Raw genomic sequence first — 19,370 nt, 5'->3', positions numbered from 1 at the left:
TGAACGATTTATTTGCGTGTTTGGGATTAGCCCAGACCCGCAAGTTATTGACAAACTTTTCAAAGAACTCATTTTATTTACTGCCAGAGCCGCTTAGGCTTGGATATTTTTTAACGAACTATTGTTATAACCACTAAGGTAACAAAATATGCTTAATTTTTCCTTTGGTTGCACCACAAAGATACCAAAAAAGCAATACGAAATGCACTTTTGGTCCGGATGCTTCGATATTTTGTTCCAAGCTGGCTTATCTATTTTATAATATCATTTGTCAATCATTAATAAAGACTCATACCAAATTTGATGCGACTAAATTAAAGAGAAATAGAGGATAATCAAAGCAGAAATGTAAATTAAGGCCTATTGAAGAATCAAAAAGCACATAGTTCAAAACGAATTAAATATACATTTGACATTATTCAAGCAATACAAATATCATATGTCAACAAACCACACATTATTAGAACTTAAATCCTGACACATTGATATCGCTAAAAAGTTATGAATAATCAGTCCCATTTTGTGCAATAAACACTCAATGTGATTCATATTTGTTCTATATCGATATGCATTAAGTATAAATATACACAGTTTATTTGCAGAGCTTTTATTAATTGAAGCTTGTATCTTAGATGCGACAGGCATTATAAATAAATATCTAAATAAAACCTCAGCAACAATCTTCCTATCCTTCTCCTTTTCACTACATGCATATTATATGAGTATGTCACGAAAAAAGACTAACTTAGCAGTCGTTTTGTAGCGATGAAGGCTTCGCAAGTCATCCTTTCATAACGCTATGCCCTATGATGGCAAGTGGGATCAATACAGGTAGAATATATTATGTACTTCTACCAGTGTAATCCCTACTCCTTATTGACTTTTGGTATTTTGATCATAGGACCTTAATAATATGTACAATGCTAATTTGCTAATATTCAATTAATAAACAAAATCATTTATGGCTACTTTTTCAAAAATTGTAGAATGTGTGCCTAACTTTAGCGAAGGCCGCGACAAAGAAAAAATTGAGAAAATTGTTAATCCTTTCCGTTGCAAAGACGGTGTTAAACTTCTAAACTACAGCAATGACGAAGACCACAACCGACTTGTTGTGACCATTGTTGGAGAACCACAACCTGTCAAAGAAGCCCTTTTGGAAGCTATCGGTGTAGCAGTAGAAGTGATTGACCTTAACCATCACCAAGGAGCTCACAAAAGAATGGGAGCTGTAGACGTTGTTCCATTTATTCCAATCAAAAACATGGAAATTGAAGAAGCAATCGAACTTTCTAAAGAGGTTGGAAAGGCTATTGCTGATACATATAAAATTCCTGTTTTCTTGTACGAAAAGTCTGCTTCTGCTCCACATCGCGAAAACCTTGCAAAGATTCGTAAGGGCGAATTTGAAGGTATGGCAGAAAAGATTCATGAGCCCGAATGGCATCCAGACTTTGGTCCGGAAGAACGTCATCCGACTGCCGGTACTGTAGCAGTAGGTGCACGTGCTCCACTATGCGCATACAATGTCAATCTTAATACCCCTGATGTAGCTATTGCTGATGCCATTGCAAAGAAGGTTCGTCACATCGGCGGAGGTCTTCGCTTCTGTAAGGCAATGGGTCTTGAACTCACAGACAGGCATATCACACAGGTATCAATGAACTTAACTGACTACACAAAGACAGCTATTTATCGCGCCCACGAACTTATCCGTGTAGAAGCTAAAAGATATGGTGTTTCTATCGTAGGTTCAGAAGTAATTGGTCTTGTACCAACAAGAGCATTGATTGAGTGTGCTGAATACTACCTCGGTATTGAAAACTTCTCAATGGATCAACTACTTGAGCCAATGATTGAGAATGCAATTCATGAATAAAAGATATAATAGTGCATTGTCACTACTATCTCTATAAAAGAGTACAAATTAACCGCTATTAAACATGAGTAATCTGTTTGATAGCGGTTTTTTTTCCCGGATTTGTCATTAGATAGCAGATTCAAATAACCATCATTAGGGCTTATCTCTAATGTATTATATATCATCGCTTTACCAGCTTATAAAATAGTCCTTCTCAGATATATTTCACCACAGAATTTTGGTGTGTCGTTAAAAATGAATCAGAATATTTGAATCTTAGTGGCAATCCAATGTCCTATCAACATATTTCGGATTATTCAGAAGTAAGATATCAAAACACAATCTAATCGTATCAATTATAAATCTTTAATTCTACCCTAATACTGTCTTGAAAACCATACAATCTCTTTTTAAAAAAGTCATCTGAATCTGAAAGTAACTCAATCAGCCTAAAAAATAAATATTGCTGACCGGTAAAAGTTTTAGCATCCCGGCAAACTTGGATTTCATATAAGCAGCTCTCTCAATTGCTCTTTAACCAAACGGTATTACTTATTCTGAGGCATTAGACTGTAAATCATGCTTAGTTTTATCGGACAAGCAACCCTTCAATACATTCAAAAAAGAAAAATAGTTCATTTAGGCAAACCCTTTTTCCATAAGGCATTCGCCTGGATCAAATGCCGATTGATGACTCAATCTTGAAAGTGTTTTTGTCGGACATGAGACTATAGGATCCAATGGCAGCTTATCTTTCAAACTTGGAATGCTCATCCGAATAAATAAGGCGTTTGAGAGATTTCAATATGCCCTACTTTAATCAGCAATAAAAAATAAACGATTTCTCCTACATTATTTCAATGATACGATTTGAGGATTGCTACAATAGATTGAGATAAGGTGTAGATATTTAATCACTCTTCATTTTCAATTGAGCCGGCATCTAATGTGCTCCAAAATCGTATCTTTGCAATGATGGCAAAAGGAGGAAAAATACAAGATAACAATCGAGACCTACTCATTGAGCCGGATCCCGAAAATTCAGAGATGAGCTATGCACTTCAGCTGGTATCATCTACTCAAAGTTGCGTTTTTCTGACAGGAAAAGCGGGGACAGGAAAATCTACTTTACTAAAATATATAGCCTCCACGACCAAGAAAAAACATATTTCACTGGCTCCAACCGGATTAGCAGCTCTAAACATCAATGGTCAGACCATACACTCTTTCTTTAAACTACCTCTTGAGCCACTTCTTCCAGACGATATAGATCAGATTAAGTCAATCACAGGCAAACTCACAGGCAATCAAAAAAAGATTATTTCATCATTGGATCTTATCATTATAGACGAAGTAAGCATGCTTCGCGCTGATATCATAGATGCAATTGACAATATACTGAGGCGTGTTTGTCGTCGAAAATCTATGCCTTTTGGAGGGATACAAATGCTCTTTGTCGGTGATCTATATCAACTTGAACCGGTAACTCTTGCAGAAGAACGATCGATATTGGATAGATACTATAATAGTATGTTTTTCTTCGATGCCAGAGTTTTTAAATACACAGACATTGTTCGCATCGAACTTAATAAGGTATATAGGCAAGCAGAACCCCATTTTATCTCCATGCTTGACCGCATTCGGATTGGAATGCCAACAGACATGGACATCACCGAACTCAATAAACGAGTAAATCAAAACTATGAACCGAAAGACGAAGACTTTGTGATTACAATTTGTAATACCAGAAGACGAGTAAATGAAATCAATGAAAACCGACTCAAAAAGGTAGACAACGAGCTCTATACATTTGAAGGATGCATTAATGGTGTCTTCCCCGATAGTAGTCTTCCAACAGATAAATTACTCAGACTAAAAGTGGGAGCCCAAATAATCTTTGTCCAAAATGATCCAAACAAGCAGTGGGTCAATGGAACAGTGGGGGTAATCAAGGCCATTAATCCAGATAAATCAACCATCGAGATCCTCAAAGAAGATGGAGAAAGGGTCATCGTAGAGCAGAAAAATTGGGAGAATGTCAAATACGAATTTGATGAAAAGAAGAAAAAAATCATAAGCGAAGTTATAGGATCATACACACAATACCCTATCAAATTGGCGTGGGCAATTACCATTCATAAAAGTCAAGGTTTGAGCTTTGACAAAGTTATTGTGGACCTTACCGGAGGATCCTTTGCAGCCGGCCAAACTTATGTAGCTCTTAGTAGGTGCCGGTCATTTGAAGGAATGATCCTTCGAGTAAAGTTTAACCCCTTTGGTGTAATTGTTCGCAACGAGGTTAGAGAGTTTTACAAAGGAGCCAACAATATTGGCGAGATCAACTTAGCCCTTACACAAGCCAATGCAGAAAAAGATTTTGTACAAGGTGCAAGACTTCTCAACGCAGGCAAATACAATGAAGCTATAACTCTCTTTTGTAAAGGGCTTAAAAGAGGCAACATATTTGAAGATGAACTTTCCAATCGCCTTCTAAGCAACAAGTTACAAAAAATCAACACATTGAATAAGCACAATCAAGAGTTGAAAAAACGCCTGAAAGATTACGAAGCATTACATAAAGAATTTGCTGACGAATTTATAGAGATGGGGCGCATGTGTCTTGAAATGCAAGAATATGAGGCAGCCGAAAGAAACTTTAAAAAAGCTCTTAGACTTCACCCGACTAACAGACGGGTAAAGCACTATCTTGCTGATGCTCTCAAAAAAATGAAGAAATAATCATATTACTAACTCAAATATATATTTATATGTTCTCTGGAATCGTAGAAGAATGTGGAAAACTTGAAGACATCAAGAAAAACGGAAGCAATATCGACCTTACTCTTAGCTGTAGTTTTGTTGATCAACTATCAATAGATCAATCTGTTGCACACAATGGTGTGTGTCTTACAGTCGTCAGCAAGACTGACAGCACTTATACAGTTACTGCTGTACAAGAAACACTTGACAAAACCAATCTTGGACTTCTGAAAATTGGAGATGAAGTAAACCTCGAAAGATCTATGATGATGGGTGGCAGATTGGATGGGCACATCGTCCAAGGTCACGTAGATCAGACAGCCATATGTACCAATGTAGAAGAACTTGATGGCAGCTGGTATTATAGTTTCGAATACGATCTTGACAAAGAGATGGCACTCAAAGGATATATGACTGTAGAAAAAGGATCTGTTACTGTAAATGGCACAAGCCTTACTGTATGTAATTCAGGCACAAATAGTTTTAAGGTTGCAATCATTCCATACACTCATGATCATACCAACTTCAAAGACATCAAAAAAGGAACCATTGTAAACATTGAGTTTGATATTGTTGGTAAGTATCTTAGCAAAATGCAGGCATATCTAAAGGATTGATAAGCTCAAGAAAGAAAACGAATTCCAAAATGGCTGAGTCAAAATACAAATCTGACTCAGCCATTTTTCGTCAATAGTTCGTAAGTTTAATGCAAACAAAGAAATTAGATAAGGGCACACACTTGAGACTTACAACATAAATTTCAATCAGAGAAATAGATGAAAATATGACTAAGCACAACAATAATACCTATCTTAGAGAAAGAAATATAACAAAGATATGGAAGCAAAAGACTTTTATTCACTAATAGAAAAGCGACAAAGCGATAGAAAATACAGCGATAAACCTGTTGATAAAGAGATTATTGAGAGAATAATCAATGCTGCCAGGCTCTCACCTTCTGCATGCAATGCTCAACCATGGAGTTTTTATGTTGTAACAAATGAAGAGAAAAGACATGCCATTGCGCAATCTTCTTCGAGTAAACTACTTGGTATCAACAACTTTACCATGCAGGCTCCCGTACATATCATAGTAGTTGAAGAAAGAGAAAACTTCACCGCTGCGATGGGGAATATGATCAAAAAAATGCACTTTAGCCATTTCGACATAGGCATTGCACTTGCACATCTAACCTTAGCCGCACAAGCAGAGGGTCTTGGAAGCTGTATTTTAGGGTGGATAAATGAGAAAAAGATTAGACAAATCTTAGGCATACCATCTTCCAAAAGAGTTCTTTTTGATGTTCTAATTGGTTATTCTGAAGATCCACTGAGAGAAAAGAAAAGAAAAAACAGCAATCAAATTGTGACTTTTATAGAATAACTAAGGACTTATCTTTAGAGGAGGTTGACAAATATAATGATGAAGAAACGACAAAACACCATCTTTAATGTGTAAAACAGCCTATCTTAAGCCTCTATAAATACAAAAAGCATGCAGTATGGTCAATGCAGATATAAATTTCTTAGCCATTTGGAGTTAAAATGGCATTATAACAACACATTATATTGATATACAAACAATTGCATCGATAGTAAGATTAACAATGTATTTTTCAATCCAGAGAAATTTATAAGCTATAAGCAGCAAAATAAGTTTCATGAGCACTAATACACAAAAAGTTAGAGCAAAACTCTCTCTTATTCAACCAAAGTGTCTTCAATAGAATTATGAAGAAGAAAGCTCCATTCGAATTAAGCAAAAAGTATAATCATCAATAAGTCAAAATCACACTTAAGGGCGAATAACCCTGAAAATGATGGGCAATCGTACAGATATAGAAATTAAATCTCACTATTTAGAGTTAAAAAGCGCATAAAATACAGTCAACTCCATTGTAACCAACTGATTATGCAAATTATATGACGATATAAAAAGCTAAAGCAGATAGAGCACACGGATAAGGATAAGTGCTCTATCTGCTTTTTACATGAATAATAAAGAATACAAATTCCTTTCTAAGATCATATTCCAATTAAAGGAAATATTTTTCTAAAGCCTCCCTAAAAGTTTTTCTGATTATCGTCCTATCCGTAAAACCATTGGCCATCATCACAACAATATAGTCTTTACCTCCCTTACGAACATATCCGGCATAAGTCTGAACTCCTTCCATACTTCCACTTTTGAGTCGAGCAGAAAGCGGTGGCTTGAGAACAAAACTTTTTACACTTCCTTCAACACCGGCTAAAGGAAGGGAATAATAAAAAGCCGTTGAAACATCTGGATGTGCATTATAAATATTCAATAGGAATGAAGCCAATGCTGATGGAGTAATTCTATCTTTTGGAGAGAGTCCACAACCATCATAAAGATCAAATTCAGAGCGATCAATTTCACACTTAGAGGTTAAATAATTCTGAGCAATAAGCAATCCACTTTGAATACTTTTTGGAAGTCTTTGATCCAAAAGTCCCATAAAAGCATTTGCCCAAAGATTGAGGCTTCTATAGTTTGTCTCTTTTACCAACTGGGAAAAAGGCTTGGAATAAAATCTAAATATATCTACCGAGCTATCGTATTTCGGACAATCACGATAATAAGCAATAGGATTTCCACTGATAGAAACCCCTTTTTCATTGAGATACATAGTAAGCAATTTTGCAGCATACAAAGCCGGATCTCCATTACTAACGGCAATCTCTTTAGACTTGCCCAATGATATGCCACCCCTTAAAACTCTCACATTGGAGATTGGATCTCCGAGTACAGTAATATCTTTATAAGAATCGATGTTAATCTCATTCTTAACATTGAGAAAATCAGAAAAGCCATCCGGAAAATCAACTGTAATAGTGCTATCCTGCAAAGCAGAAACTTGGCATTTAATCACATTATCATACATATTAAGACCAAAAAGAGAGACTCCATAGTACTCACCAAGATCTTCAAATAACCATTGAACAGAAGACTCAAATGGTTTAAAAGAAGATGCATCAATGATTATCTTTCCGTCTATCGCCTTGATACCAACCTTTTTAAGGGACGTCAAGAGCTCAGTAAAAAAGCGCTCTCGTTCTCCATTTATATACTTTGTTCCAAGGGAAGGATCTCCACTTCCGCGAATAATCAAATCACCATATAACGTACCGGACTTAATATCACCCAAATAATCCACCTCCGTGATAAACTTTGCATTAGGTCCATAATACTGCAATGCTACTCCCGTCGAAATAAGTTTCACCACAGATGCCGGGATCATTCTTGACCCACCTCGATAATCTAAAAGTGTACTTCCATTCTCCACTTCTCCAATAAAAAAACCAATCTGACAATGCTGAGTTGACTCGCACTTAGACAACAATGAGATTGCATCTTTGGTATTGATATTAGTTATACTATCTGATACAAGATTTCGACTTTCAACAGCCTTTAGATGAATTGGATATACAACAAAAACAACAGTCACAACAAGCGACAAAAGAAAACAGACACGATATTTACGTGTAATAGATAATAGGTTTTTCTTCATAAAACAATCTAATAAAGCGTTCTTCTGAAACAAATAAAAGGCTGCTCATATGGGAGATTGTTTTGATTTATCACAAGAGATTTCGAAGAAGACTATTGAGTTCTTTTTTAAGTTCCATGCTGCTATTAATACGTATGGAGCTTAGAAAATGATCCTAAAGAGCCTTGAACCATCAAAATCCTTACTCATAAGGATTCTAATTATTCAACAAATCAAAACAGCTTCTCAACTATTGAGATGAATAATGGCAGACCGCAGCACGAATGAAACTTTGGAAACTGTGTACAACCAATACAAGCGGTTGCAATAAACACATGACACAAAAACTTCAATCAATCAGAAATAAACATAATCAGTAACTAAAATTCCAAATATCACCGAAGCATTGAAGAATAATACTACAAGCTTTTAGATAAGATGAACATCTTCACCACGACGATACTTACCAATAATGCCGGCAATAACAGAACTTTCTCGCCTCCTAAGCCTATGAGTAGAAACACGATTATTGACAATCATCGACATAAACTCCTGCAATTCATAACGCAAACCTTCGCCTGCAAAAGTGTAGAAAAACTTCTTGTTGAGATTTTGATCTTCATATCTTAACTCAAAGAAATCTGTCTTCCACCAAGGAGCCGGCACATATACATAACCTTTTGTGCCAGAGACAACCAGATTGCCCTCCGTCTTTACACCAAGGCCCAAAGTAATGGTAGCCACAGCATGGTCATATGTAATGATCCCTTTTGTAAAAACATCTACTCCACTGGCCATCTTTGAGAAAAAAGATATGTGGTTGTAATCTTTTCCCAAAATCTTAATTACTGAGAGAAGAGGGAAAGGAGAAAGTTCAGTCATTGAACCTCCGGCTTGTTTGGGATCCAACTCGCGAATATCTCCTTCGACAAGTTTACTAAGTGAAGCAGTAACATCTATGACATCACCAATCACACCACTTTTGACCAAGGTAACCAAATGATTAAAAGCAGGACAATGGGCTGTTTTACTGGCTTCTAACAAGACCAAATTATTCTGTTCGGCCAGAGCATAAAGTTCTTGAGCTTCTTCTTGAGAAAGCACCATAGGTATTTCGCAAAGCACATGCTTCCCCTTCAAAAGCGACCTCTTGATATAGTCATAATGAGTCAAATGAGGTGAAGCAATGTAGACCATATCGATATTCTCAACAAATTGGTCGAAATCATCATGAGCCTCCTTTAGAGAAAAGCTCTTCATAAAAGATTCTGCCTCTTTAATAGAAGTACTCATCACAGAAAAGACATCCACCCCACTTACATAAGAAGCCTCCGGAACAAAACGCTTAGCAATACGACCACATCCTATTATACCCAAACGATATACCTTTTGACTCTTCGATCTCAACATTGTGGACGAAATACCTTGAGTCCTTGGGAGATAGACCACATCACAATATTCATTCAGGTAGTCAAACTTGCCTACCCAATCCGAACCAATGGCAAAGATATCTACATCATACTTTTGTATATCATCAATTTTCTGACCAACGTAGTCTTCTATTACGATCTCATCTGCATAACCGGTATTTTTGACAGCCTCAACACGTTCAAGGACATTATTTCTAACATTAAGTTTGCCTCGTTCTCGATCAAAACTATCACTCGTTACGCCCACAATAAGATAATCACCCAGCTCTTTCGCTCTTCTCAACAAATTAATATGACCTTGATGCAAAAGATCGTAGGTTCCGTAAGTAATAACTTTCTTCATAGTCAGGATTTTGATTACTGATTCTTCCTTTGCGAAGATAACTATTTAATATTAAAACATCCGATTGGAAAGCATAAACGATAGTAAGCTAAAAAACAATATTACCTATCACATATCAATAAATAATGAGACAATAGATTATTTTTATCATATAATTAGACAATACTATTGCATGTTGAAAATATTATTATCAAATTTGCGGTAAATAAATATCAGCATAAGGATGCTTGAAAAAACATATTGAACAATGGTAATCTCTATTTGAAAAGGAGTTCGAGGCTAAATTAACTTTAAAGAAAGAGAGATTTGAGTATATGCCTCAAGGACTAGCAGATAGATGTATGTAGACTACAAATAGAGTGATGAATATGTATGGCTGCAGGATTTATGCATTCTCATATTCTAAGAATTACAACGAAAGAGAGATGCTTATATCTTTACGTTGAGTTAAACGTTAGATATGAAATAAACAAAGAGCATCCTTAAAAGGACAAGGGCTGTCATCAAAGCAAATTCTTTATGACAGCCCTTTTTATTTTCTTTTTAAAACAAGAGGATCAAAATCCCATTTGATAACGAGACCAAAGTTTATTGCCCATCTCCTTCCACCTCAGCATTGCAGCTCCTGCAAAATCTGCAGTATAATTGTTGAGAAACTCTGTAGCTGCTTCTTTCCCTTTTTCGGATGCTATCCTCTTATACTGGGCTTCAACCCATGGCAACTCACGCATTCCCTTCTCCTCAAATCTCAATACCGAATGCTGAATCATATCCTTATTGCGGCCCCATCTTACGGTAGCCAACTTATTAGCTCTTCTGAAGGGCCATACTGCTGCATCTTCTCTAAAATAATGCTGGCCACATATTTTGAAGCTATCAGGCAAATCGGTACAACCAAGGAAAATAGGTATTCTTGGACTTTCTGCCGGATTATCAAAGCCAAACCATACAACACCACCTATTTCGTCAGGGAGCCAACTTCTCAATTGAATTATGGAAGAATAAGCACAGAAAGCGACCGCAATAGGTCTATTGAAAACGACTGCATCTTTCTTCACAGCATTGATCATATTTTGCTCGTCTCTGCTCATCCAGGGAGAAGCTGCCGGACTGATGATAGTATCAATCTTACCTGTCTTTTTATCTTTTACTGCAACTTTTAGGTCTTTAGTCATATCAAGATCTGTACCGGCATAGGTCTCTCTAAACATAGCCATCACATCTTGAACACTAACCTTTTTCTCAGCCTTAACACTAAAGGGCATCTCTTCTCTGTCATCAAACTTCAATCCCAATGATGGAGCAAAATGATTGAGTACAAAAAACTCTCTTGCCATATATGCTTTCTTGACATCACCATATGCTTTCCAAAAAACAAATGGCTCTTTGCCATTCCATAAACCCAAAGACTTAGCTACAGACTTTACATTCTTCGAACACATGAAATAATTAGGGTCATCAAGCAACTTGCCAATTCTTGAAATATTGGCAGACACACCTACATGATCGTCCGGTATCCTTTGCGCTGCCCACACTCCTCCAATTTTCTTTTTGCCCTCACCAAAGATTTCCATTTGCCAAACCTCCTGAGGATCTGCAATAGTAAGACATTCACCCCAATCTGCATAGCCATATTTTTCTATTAGAGAAGCTATTAGTTTTATGGCTTCACGAGCTGTGCTACAACGTTCGAGAGCAACGCGCTGAAGCTCTTCGATGTAAAACATTCCATTACTATTGACCAGTTCCTTTCTTCCGGATATGGTCGTTTCGCCCATAGCTAATTGCTTTTCATTAATTGATGGATAGGCTGTGTCTAAGAACTTATATGTAACTTTTGCTTGAGGAATCGTACCCTTCACCTTAAGACCGGTCTGATCATTAGGATACTCTGTATGCATCCTTCCGGAGTAAATAATTTCAGTGGTATCACGATCAAATTTTTGAGCAGGTCTCATACTCACCCATGTCCTATACCAAGCATCACAGGTGTGACTCGTAATAACTGATCCGTCTACGGTGGCATTGCGACCAACCATTATACTGGTACAGCTTTCTGGAGACCTCCATGGACGAGGATTGTCATCATCTTGTGCATAAAGAGACTGACACAAGGCAATCAGCACAAGAAGGGAAATAGATAAATGTTTCATTTCAATTGATATTAATAACTAAAGAAACTGTTTATAATCCAATCTTTTCGGATTATTTGAAGTCGTTGTGTAACAAAACAACAATGGGTGCAAAGATACAGAGAAACTACTCTAAGACCTAAACTCAATTAATTGCAGATGATTGGGACACCAAACATTTATAAAAAGGCAAACAAGAGTATGATCTCGGCAATGTTTCAATTTACTGACAATCCCTAAGATAATCTTAGAATGTATTATTTACCGTATCTCTATCTACATACATATTAGAAGTTTGGTAAAACGCTTGAGCCTCATCTATAAGTTTTAGATTTCGTTTGTGGACCGGCATTTCTTCTGTTTCTTTACCAGGAATGAATTTCACATCATACTGTTTTACCCTCTTAACCGGTGAAAGGACTGTAAGAATACCATTCTTCAAGTACCCCATATCTTGATAAGTAGCCATAAAGGCCCTGGGATCAAAATCAGGTGAAAGGATATTTTGACCTATAAACTTAGATTCATACGATAAGTGAATTAGTCCCAAAACTGTTGGCATTAGGTCTATTTGAGAACATAGTTTAGAAACTCGTTTTGGTGTTATATATCCCGGACTATATACAAAAGCCGGTATGTGATAATTATCAATAGGAATAGCAATATTACCTGCACTTGATGCACAATGATCGGCAACGACAACAAAAATTGTATTTTTAAACCAGGACCTGCTCTTTGCCTGCTCAATAAACTTACCGATAGCATAGTCGGTATATTTTACACCGCCATCTCTGCTCTTCTCGGGTTCATCTTGAAGTGCTATTCTACCCTTTGGAAAGGTAAAAGGGCGATGATTACTTACAGTCATAATATGCAGGAAGGTTTTTTCATATTTTATGGCATCTTCATCCATAATAGCTATTGCCTTTTCAAACATATCTTCATCACATACGCCCCATATATTTGAAAATGTAATCTTAGCAGGGTCTATCGATTTTTTATCTATCACCTCATATTTATTGCCACCAAAGTAAGTTCCCATATTATCGAAATAGCTATTTCCACCATACAAAAACTTAGATTGGTAGCCATGTCTTGAAAGAAGAGATCCCACCGTAAACAGGTTGGCATTGTCCGGACGCTTTATCAAACTCTCGCCTGTGGTGGGAGGAGCACATCTTGAGACCGCCTCCAAACCTCTGACAGTACGATTACCCACCGCATAAAGACTGTCAAAGACCAAGCTTTCTTGCATCAAGCGATCTAAATTGGGAGTCAAATTCTTATCGTTGCCATAAGTTTTTAAGAATGAAGCGCTAAGACTTTCTACGGTTATTAAGATGATATTCTTGTCTACCATAGCTGCCGAATCACTTATCTGCTGAATATTTTGAAGATTTCTGTGACACAGCTTCTGCATCAATGCCTCACATTCTTCTTTACTTTGCAAGGCATAAAATTGCTCGTAATTGAGTTTATTCTCCTTAAAAGCCGATATAAAGTCATAGCAACCGTTTGACTGCAATTCATTGGCAAAGACATTCTCACTCTGAAGAGCCGAACGGCTAAAACTTAAAATACTCATTCCAAAGACGGCTCCTACCACTATCAAACCTCCTGACAAGATCAATTCGCGTGAGCTCCAGTCTGCTCCAACATAAAAGGACTTGCGCTGTATCCAATATTGAATAAGCAAAGCAATAAAAACAAGTGCTACAAAAAGAGGTACAATGGGGTAAGATTCAAAGATATTACCAAGCACTTCACTTGTGTAAATCAAATAATCAACTGCGATAAAATTGTAGCGTACACCAAATTCATTCCAAAAGAAGTATTCACTAACAGCATTAAGAAGAGTCAGAAAAATGTATACAAAGAATAGCAGTTGACAACTTACCAAACGCCAAACCTTCCTTATTCCGGGCAAGAAAAGTCTTAATGAATAACTAACAAGTTTATAAGTGAAGAATATTTGTGCAATGAGAGGGGCTCCTCCACCATACTGATCAAAAATAGAATGAAAGCAAAACACATATATTACCATGCCAACGAGAAATCCCTCTATAAGCATAGCAACCCACTTATTGTATTTGAAATTGGTCCATCCCAAAAACAATAGTAAGAAAGGGATAAGTGCAACCATTGAGAAACAAAAGTCATAGACCACACCAAGGATAAAAGTCTTGACAATTTCAAATATTCCGGGAATAGCTGTTGTTTGATGGTTCATCAAAAGCGCAATCCTAAGGATAAGGCCAACAATCAAGGTCAATGCAATATAGCGACTGACAAAAAATTTTGCTCTCTCTATAATACGATGGTACATTCTCTGTTTAATAAAAGATTAATAAGAAGATGCTTTGAATTGCCTTCAAATAAAAAATATAAATACACTATTGAGTCTGTTCCTGTTATCCGCTCTTGCAATGTCAAAACATTACCACGATTGAATTTAAACAAGGTGGCGCAAAAGTAAATAAAATGGGCAAACAACAAAATACATCAAAAGTGATAAAGGTGCTTTCCTAAGACTGTACCATCCATTTGAAGCATAATAATTAGCTGTCAGTTAGCACTGAGATAAAAGGCAAACAAATCTATATCAACAGATTACTTAATAAATATCAAATCGACTGTTCTAATCATCAAAATATGCCTCCAGCTGAGACAATGTTTGTTGATTACACTCCATATCTCTAATCACTTCACCCTGTTTAAGAATGACTATTCGCTTAGACACTTCTGTGATATGATTCAAATCATGGCTTGAAATAAAAAGAGTCATGCCTTCATGCTCTCTCTTGGCATTGAGTATTTTTTTCAACCTTATCTGTGATGTAGGGTCAAGAGCAGTAAACGGCTCATCCAAGATGAGCAGCCTCGGATGCCCCATCATGGCCGCAGCAATCCCAATCTTCTTTTTATTGCCCGTCGAATAATTTCGAATGAATTTATTATCCGTAAGCGAAATCTCAAAGCCAAAGAGTGGAGACATCTCCTCAACAAAAACCTTAATCTCATCTTCAGTCATCGAATGAAGTCCGCCAACGAAGCTAAAATATTCCTTCACTGTCAAGAAATCAATCAAAAAACTATCATCCAAAAACGAACCAACAAAACTTTTCCAGTCATCTGAGCCTTTGACCGGAGCTCCTTGAAACAGAACTTCACCATTGTCCGAAAGAATTAGATCTAAAATTAACCTAAAAAGAGTTGTCTTACCGGCTCCATTGTTGCCAACAAGACCAACGGCTTCTCCTTCGTTTATACAAAGGGACTCTATATTGAGCACTGTATTGGTGCCATACACCTTAGTCAAATTATTTATTTGTAACATATTATCTAAAAGCTATGATTAGCATTAATTGCACTTCACTTGGAGTGAAAACGTTCAATCATCTTATACTTGTTTCGCTTAAAGTTCCACACCGAAATCTGTATTATCCACTTGTGAAAAACGATTGTAAATATATCGATAGCCAAAAGTCCATAAGTCAATACATTATGTCCCTTGAAAAAGGCTGGCAGAATTATTGCAATTAAGACATAACCCATTGCCTTAAATGTATCAGCAAATCCCATTGACTCTCTCATTTTACCAAACTGCTTGCCCACCTGAGGATAAAATAGATTCTTAACACTAAAAAAGAGAGCTAAGTGCAAAACAGGACCTATCAAAGTCAAGGCAAACAATATCAATTGAAGGGTGTCAGCCAATGGATATATAGCATTGAATATCAGAGTAATCAAAAGCATCGATGATGTTATGATCAAGTAAACATAATAGTTGGCAAGGACATAACATTTAGATGATATATTCTGAGTCATCAACAAATCAAAAAATTTATATTGAAGAGAGTACAAAGAAAGCACCGGCGTATAGATAAAAAATCCGGCAACAAAGAAGCGAGAAATGGATTTTTCCCCAATCGAAAACATCAGTACCAGAACCGGAGTTAAAATACCCATCATTACAAGGCTATTGATATACTTGATTCGGAATATTTGCTTCACAATAAGACGAATCATCATCATTACCTGACCTTTACCAGCAAAGAGATGGTCCACCCTATTGCCGGATGAAGTAGACTTCTCTCGTACACCCTTTTGATCTTCTATAGTGTAATAGCGCTTTCCATAACAAACAATACTTCTTTTGTAAGTCAATAGTGATATCGTGAGGATTATGAAAGATCCCCAAACAGAAGTAAACAAAAAAACCAATGTATTCTCAAAAAGGGAAAGAATATTTGACGGAAGAAACGTAACAAGATAAAACAACAAGAAAATCGTCAAATTTACAGGAAGAGCCAACATCTGATTGATATTGTATTTAAACTTTACATAACCAACCAATAAAACATCAGTCACGACAAAAAGAAAACTATTGAGCAACAACCATCCGGCACCGGTAAGATCACCCAAATGAAAAATCATCTGCCTTAAAATAAGCCCTGCAAGCATATAAACTGCAATGAATTGCAAGGGATTAAACAACGGTTTGACGATAAAGAATCTAAACAAAGTTTCTCTACGAACAGGCAGAAGCTTATAACAATCCACATTTAAATTAGGGAACTCCTGCATGAATAACCGATAAGAGATAAAAATACAAGCTCCCGGAAACATCAATATTGCGCAGCAATCCACAAGACTCCGATTTGGAGAAAGTAATCTAAAAATAGAATCAAACCCTCCTGTAAATAAAAACACAGTAAACATTAACAACAAAAATGCAATGGCAATAAGACTGATAATAAGATTAGAAGTCTTAAGAGAGGCCATACTCGATCTCAAAACTGACTGCCAATAATGCTTGTAGAGGGAGAAAAACATATACTTAGATTTCATGTGGGTGCAAATATATGACAAACCAAGAATAATTCAATATTGATAAAAGCATTTCACTATGGCGAACTAAGAACCTAACCACCCATGACCTCCGGCTAAAAGATTAATTTGTACATTTGCGACCAGACACTACCATTATATTAAGTTGATATTATTTCAGTCTTCCTAAAGAGCTATTTGGAAGATTGACTAACACTAATTAAAAATATTATGAAACGATTTTTGACGCTATTGACCATTGTTGCAACATTAGGAATGTTCGGTCAGTGTCCGGTGAAGTCACAAACTACGATTCCGGAGAACGAAAAAAATGCACTTATTGATTTCTACAATCAATGTGACGGAAAAAACTGGACTAATTCACACAAATGGGATCTGAGCCAAGATCCGTCGAAATGGAACGGAGTTGTAATCAAGGATGGACACGTCATCGAACTGGACCTTTGGTTCTCCGGTGTAAAAGGACAATTACCCCAATCTCTTAGTACTCTCAAAGAACTAACCAAACTGGAACTATCTTGCAACTCAATCTCAGGCAATCTACCGGAAGGGATATTCGTCCTTCCAAAACTTAACTACCTTAATTTATCAATGCAAAACATTGGAGGACAGAAAACTCTCACCAGCTCTCTGCCTAAAAATATTAATCTGCCAAGTTGTGAGTGTTTTTATTTAAACGACAATGCCCTAAGTGGCCGATTGCCCGAAAATGTAACCTTACCGAAGGTGCAGTGGATCTTACTCAACAATAATAACTTGAAAGGTCAAATACCTGCTACATGGAGCAATTTTCCAAATTTGATTTTATACGCATTGTACGATAATGAGTTTGAAGGAGATATCAATTTTGACTTTTCGAAGATGCCCCTACTTAGAGAATTTCTTCTGGGCGGAAGCAAAAAAGGGAATAAAGGATTGACAGGTACATTGGATAAAAGTATATACAAACTGAATCTCATTCAATTAGAAATTCAAAACACCGGCATAGGTGGACATCTCGAAGAGGAGATTGGCAATTGGCAACATATGAGTAGACTTCTACTTTATGGATCAAAATTTAGTGGCAAACTTCCACAATCTTTAGGAGATATGCTGGACCTTGAGATACTAAACATTGCCGGAGGCAATCAATTTGAAGGACCGCTACCCAATCTCAGTAAACTACGTAAACTCAGACGTCTCATAATATCCGGCAATCCGATAGGAGGTAAGATACCAAGTTTTCTATCACAGATGAAGTCACTGATAGAACTTAGAATGGGATCGTGTAATCTCGAAGGTAATCTTCCGGCAGAAATAGCACCTGACAATGGTGACAATCAAGATCAAACACAAGGCTTGGACAACTGCTTTGAACTTGACTTCTCGGATAACAATCTTGAAGGAACAATCCCGGAAAGTTGGGGAAATTTTCAGAATCTATCGACTCTTAACCTAAGAGGAAATAAACTAAGTGGAAACCCAATAGCTACAGTGATGAAAATACCTTCAATAGGAATACTACTATTAAATGACAATCAATTTAATGGAGAACTGTCAACTCTATTAGAAGAAGATCTTCCATCATTGGGAAATTGTAATATATCCAACAACCATTTTTATGGACCATTAGTAACCCAAAGATACACCTACAATGGTGCAGATGAACCATTCAACAAATTTTATCCTGCCAAGTTAGTCATAACAGGCAACGACTTTAACTTTAAGAGTTTTGAGAATGTAGGCCTAAATAATATGGAAGACAACAATTATGAGGTTGTATATGACTCGATGAATCCTTATGGACAAGAGTTACAAGTAGAAATCAAAGAGGGAGACAAGCAACTCGAACTAAATGCCATTACCGATGAGCCAATAGACATAAATGACGGAGATAAAATCATACCCAATCAGTATCAATGGTATTTGGATGAGAAACCTATAAAAGGAGCTACCAATAAGACATACTCAATACAATGTGATAATAATCCTGCCACCGGTATATATCATTGCAAAGTAAAAAATAAGATAGCTCCAAACTTAACTCTTCAATCAAAACCCATCATTGTAACCTCAAAGCTGTCTGCTGTCAAAATCAACAATGACTCAAAATGGATATGCAATGGAAAAACCATTAAATATTCCGAGGCCTCTGAGATCTATTTATACAACATGAATGGAGATAAGATAATGCATGCAATAGGAGAGGAATTGGAATATGACAACTTAAGTGCAAACAACTATATAGCCATTGCAATTATAAATGATACCAAAACAGCAACAAAGCTATATCTAAAATAACCATTAACATAGAAAACAGGAAGTTATTAATCATTGACCAAAGTCTTTAATGATACCAATAACTTCCTGTTTACAGATACAATACTTCGGTAAATTTTTACCGAAAAATTAAAAGTTAAACAATAGAACTGACAAAAGTCGGTTCGAAAACACTAAAGAGATCATTGAAATGTTGTCAAAACGAATGGTTAAGCATGAAGAA

11 protein-coding genes and 1 pseudogene are annotated in these 19,370 nt (G+C 36.5%); 6 read left to right on the top strand and 6 right to left on the bottom strand.

The window, feature by feature from the left end; translation table 11 throughout:
- The 5 genes and pseudogenes from ACFO3G_RS07300 to ACFO3G_RS07280 form a co-directional block, all read left to right on the top strand.
- Window positions 1-97, top strand: a pseudogene (locus ACFO3G_RS07300) (transposase); the annotation flags it as partial.
- An 864-nt stretch (window positions 98-961) separates the two neighbouring features.
- Window positions 962-1,879, top strand: a complete 918-nt coding sequence (gene ftcD / locus ACFO3G_RS07295; RefSeq protein WP_380079436.1) for a glutamate formimidoyltransferase — start codon at window positions 962-964, stop codon at window positions 1,877-1,879.
- A gap of 954 nt (window positions 1,880-2,833) precedes the next feature.
- Window positions 2,834-4,600: an AAA family ATPase gene (locus ACFO3G_RS07290; RefSeq protein WP_380079434.1), complete on the top strand. Its 1,767-nt coding sequence runs from the start codon at window positions 2,834-2,836 to the stop codon at window positions 4,598-4,600.
- 29 nt (window positions 4,601-4,629) lie between these two features.
- Window positions 4,630-5,238, top strand: coding sequence for a riboflavin synthase (locus tag ACFO3G_RS07285; RefSeq protein ID WP_380079432.1), 609 nt, complete (start codon window positions 4,630-4,632; stop codon window positions 5,236-5,238).
- Window positions 5,239-5,458: 220 nt separating this feature from the next.
- Window positions 5,459-6,004, top strand: coding sequence for a nitroreductase family protein (locus tag ACFO3G_RS07280; RefSeq protein WP_380079430.1), 546 nt, complete (start codon window positions 5,459-5,461; stop codon window positions 6,002-6,004).
- Between the two features lie 652 nt (window positions 6,005-6,656).
- On the opposite strand, the gene dacB is transcribed toward ACFO3G_RS07280, so the two are convergent.
- The 6 genes from dacB to ACFO3G_RS07250 all read right to left on the bottom strand — a co-directional run bounded on the left by dacB (window position 6,657) and on the right by ACFO3G_RS07250 (window position 16,888).
- Window positions 6,657-8,153, bottom strand: a complete 1,497-nt coding sequence (gene dacB, locus ACFO3G_RS07275) for a D-alanyl-D-alanine carboxypeptidase/D-alanyl-D-alanine endopeptidase (RefSeq protein WP_380079428.1) — start codon at window positions 8,151-8,153, stop codon at window positions 6,657-6,659.
- Window positions 8,154-8,561: 408 nt separating this feature from the next.
- On the bottom strand, window positions 8,562-9,905 hold the full coding sequence (locus ACFO3G_RS07270) for a Gfo/Idh/MocA family oxidoreductase (RefSeq protein ID WP_380079426.1): 1,344 nt from the start codon (window positions 9,903-9,905) through the stop codon (window positions 8,562-8,564).
- A 557-nt stretch (window positions 9,906-10,462) separates the two neighbouring features.
- Window positions 10,463-12,058, bottom strand: a complete 1,596-nt coding sequence (locus ACFO3G_RS07265) for a dipeptidase (protein ID WP_380079424.1) — start codon at window positions 12,056-12,058, stop codon at window positions 10,463-10,465.
- 226 nt (window positions 12,059-12,284) lie between these two features.
- Entirely contained in the window at window positions 12,285-14,363 is a 2,079-nt protein-coding gene (locus ACFO3G_RS07260) for an LTA synthase family protein (RefSeq protein WP_380079422.1), read from the bottom strand.
- 312 nt (window positions 14,364-14,675) lie between these two features.
- Window positions 14,676-15,374, bottom strand: coding sequence for an ABC transporter ATP-binding protein (locus ACFO3G_RS07255; protein ID WP_380079420.1), 699 nt, complete (start codon window positions 15,372-15,374; stop codon window positions 14,676-14,678).
- A 35-nt stretch (window positions 15,375-15,409) separates the two neighbouring features.
- The gene (locus ACFO3G_RS07250) at window positions 15,410-16,888 is read right to left on the bottom strand and encodes a DUF5687 family protein (protein WP_380079418.1); all 1,479 of its coding nucleotides are present in this window, start codon (window positions 16,886-16,888) and stop codon (window positions 15,410-15,412) included.
- A 210-nt stretch (window positions 16,889-17,098) separates the two neighbouring features.
- Between ACFO3G_RS07250 and ACFO3G_RS07245 the strand changes: the two genes are divergently transcribed.
- Entirely contained in the window at window positions 17,099-19,168 is a 2,070-nt protein-coding gene (locus ACFO3G_RS07245) for a hypothetical protein (RefSeq protein ID WP_380079416.1), read from the top strand.
- The last annotated feature ends 202 nt before the right edge of the window (window positions 19,169-19,370 follow it).

The sequence above is a fragment of the Falsiporphyromonas endometrii genome (genome assembly GCF_042654485.1).
Taxonomy (GTDB): domain Bacteria; phylum Bacteroidota; class Bacteroidia; order Bacteroidales; family Porphyromonadaceae; genus Porphyromonas; species Porphyromonas endometrii.
The sequence above is the reverse complement of the archived record's forward strand: the minus strand, read 5'-3'. Positions and strand labels throughout refer to the sequence as shown.

Coding starts and splice junctions, on each gene's coding strand:
- ACFO3G_RS07265 (WP_380079424.1), bottom strand. CDS start 12,058: ATGAAACATTTATCTATTTCCCTTCTTGTGCTGATTGCCTTGTGTCAG.
- ACFO3G_RS07280 (WP_380079430.1), top strand. CDS start 5,459: ATGGAAGCAAAAGACTTTTATTCACTAATAGAAAAGCGACAAAGCGAT.
- ftcD (WP_380079436.1), top strand. CDS start 962: ATGGCTACTTTTTCAAAAATTGTAGAATGTGTGCCTAACTTTAGCGAA.
- ACFO3G_RS07250 (WP_380079418.1), bottom strand. CDS start 16,888: ATGAAATCTAAGTATATGTTTTTCTCCCTCTACAAGCATTATTGGCAG.
- ACFO3G_RS07245 (WP_380079416.1), top strand. CDS start 17,099: ATGAAACGATTTTTGACGCTATTGACCATTGTTGCAACATTAGGAATG.
- ACFO3G_RS07255 (WP_380079420.1), bottom strand. CDS start 15,374: ATGTTACAAATAAATAATTTGACTAAGGTGTATGGCACCAATACAGTG.
- ACFO3G_RS07270 (WP_380079426.1), bottom strand. CDS start 9,905: ATGAAGAAAGTTATTACTTACGGAACCTACGATCTTTTGCATCAAGGT.
- ACFO3G_RS07290 (WP_380079434.1), top strand. CDS start 2,834: ATGATGGCAAAAGGAGGAAAAATACAAGATAACAATCGAGACCTACTC.
- ACFO3G_RS07260 (WP_380079422.1), bottom strand. CDS start 14,363: ATGTACCATCGTATTATAGAGAGAGCAAAATTTTTTGTCAGTCGCTAT.
- dacB (WP_380079428.1), bottom strand. CDS start 8,153: ATGAAGAAAAACCTATTATCTATTACACGTAAATATCGTGTCTGTTTT.
- ACFO3G_RS07285 (WP_380079432.1), top strand. CDS start 4,630: ATGTTCTCTGGAATCGTAGAAGAATGTGGAAAACTTGAAGACATCAAG.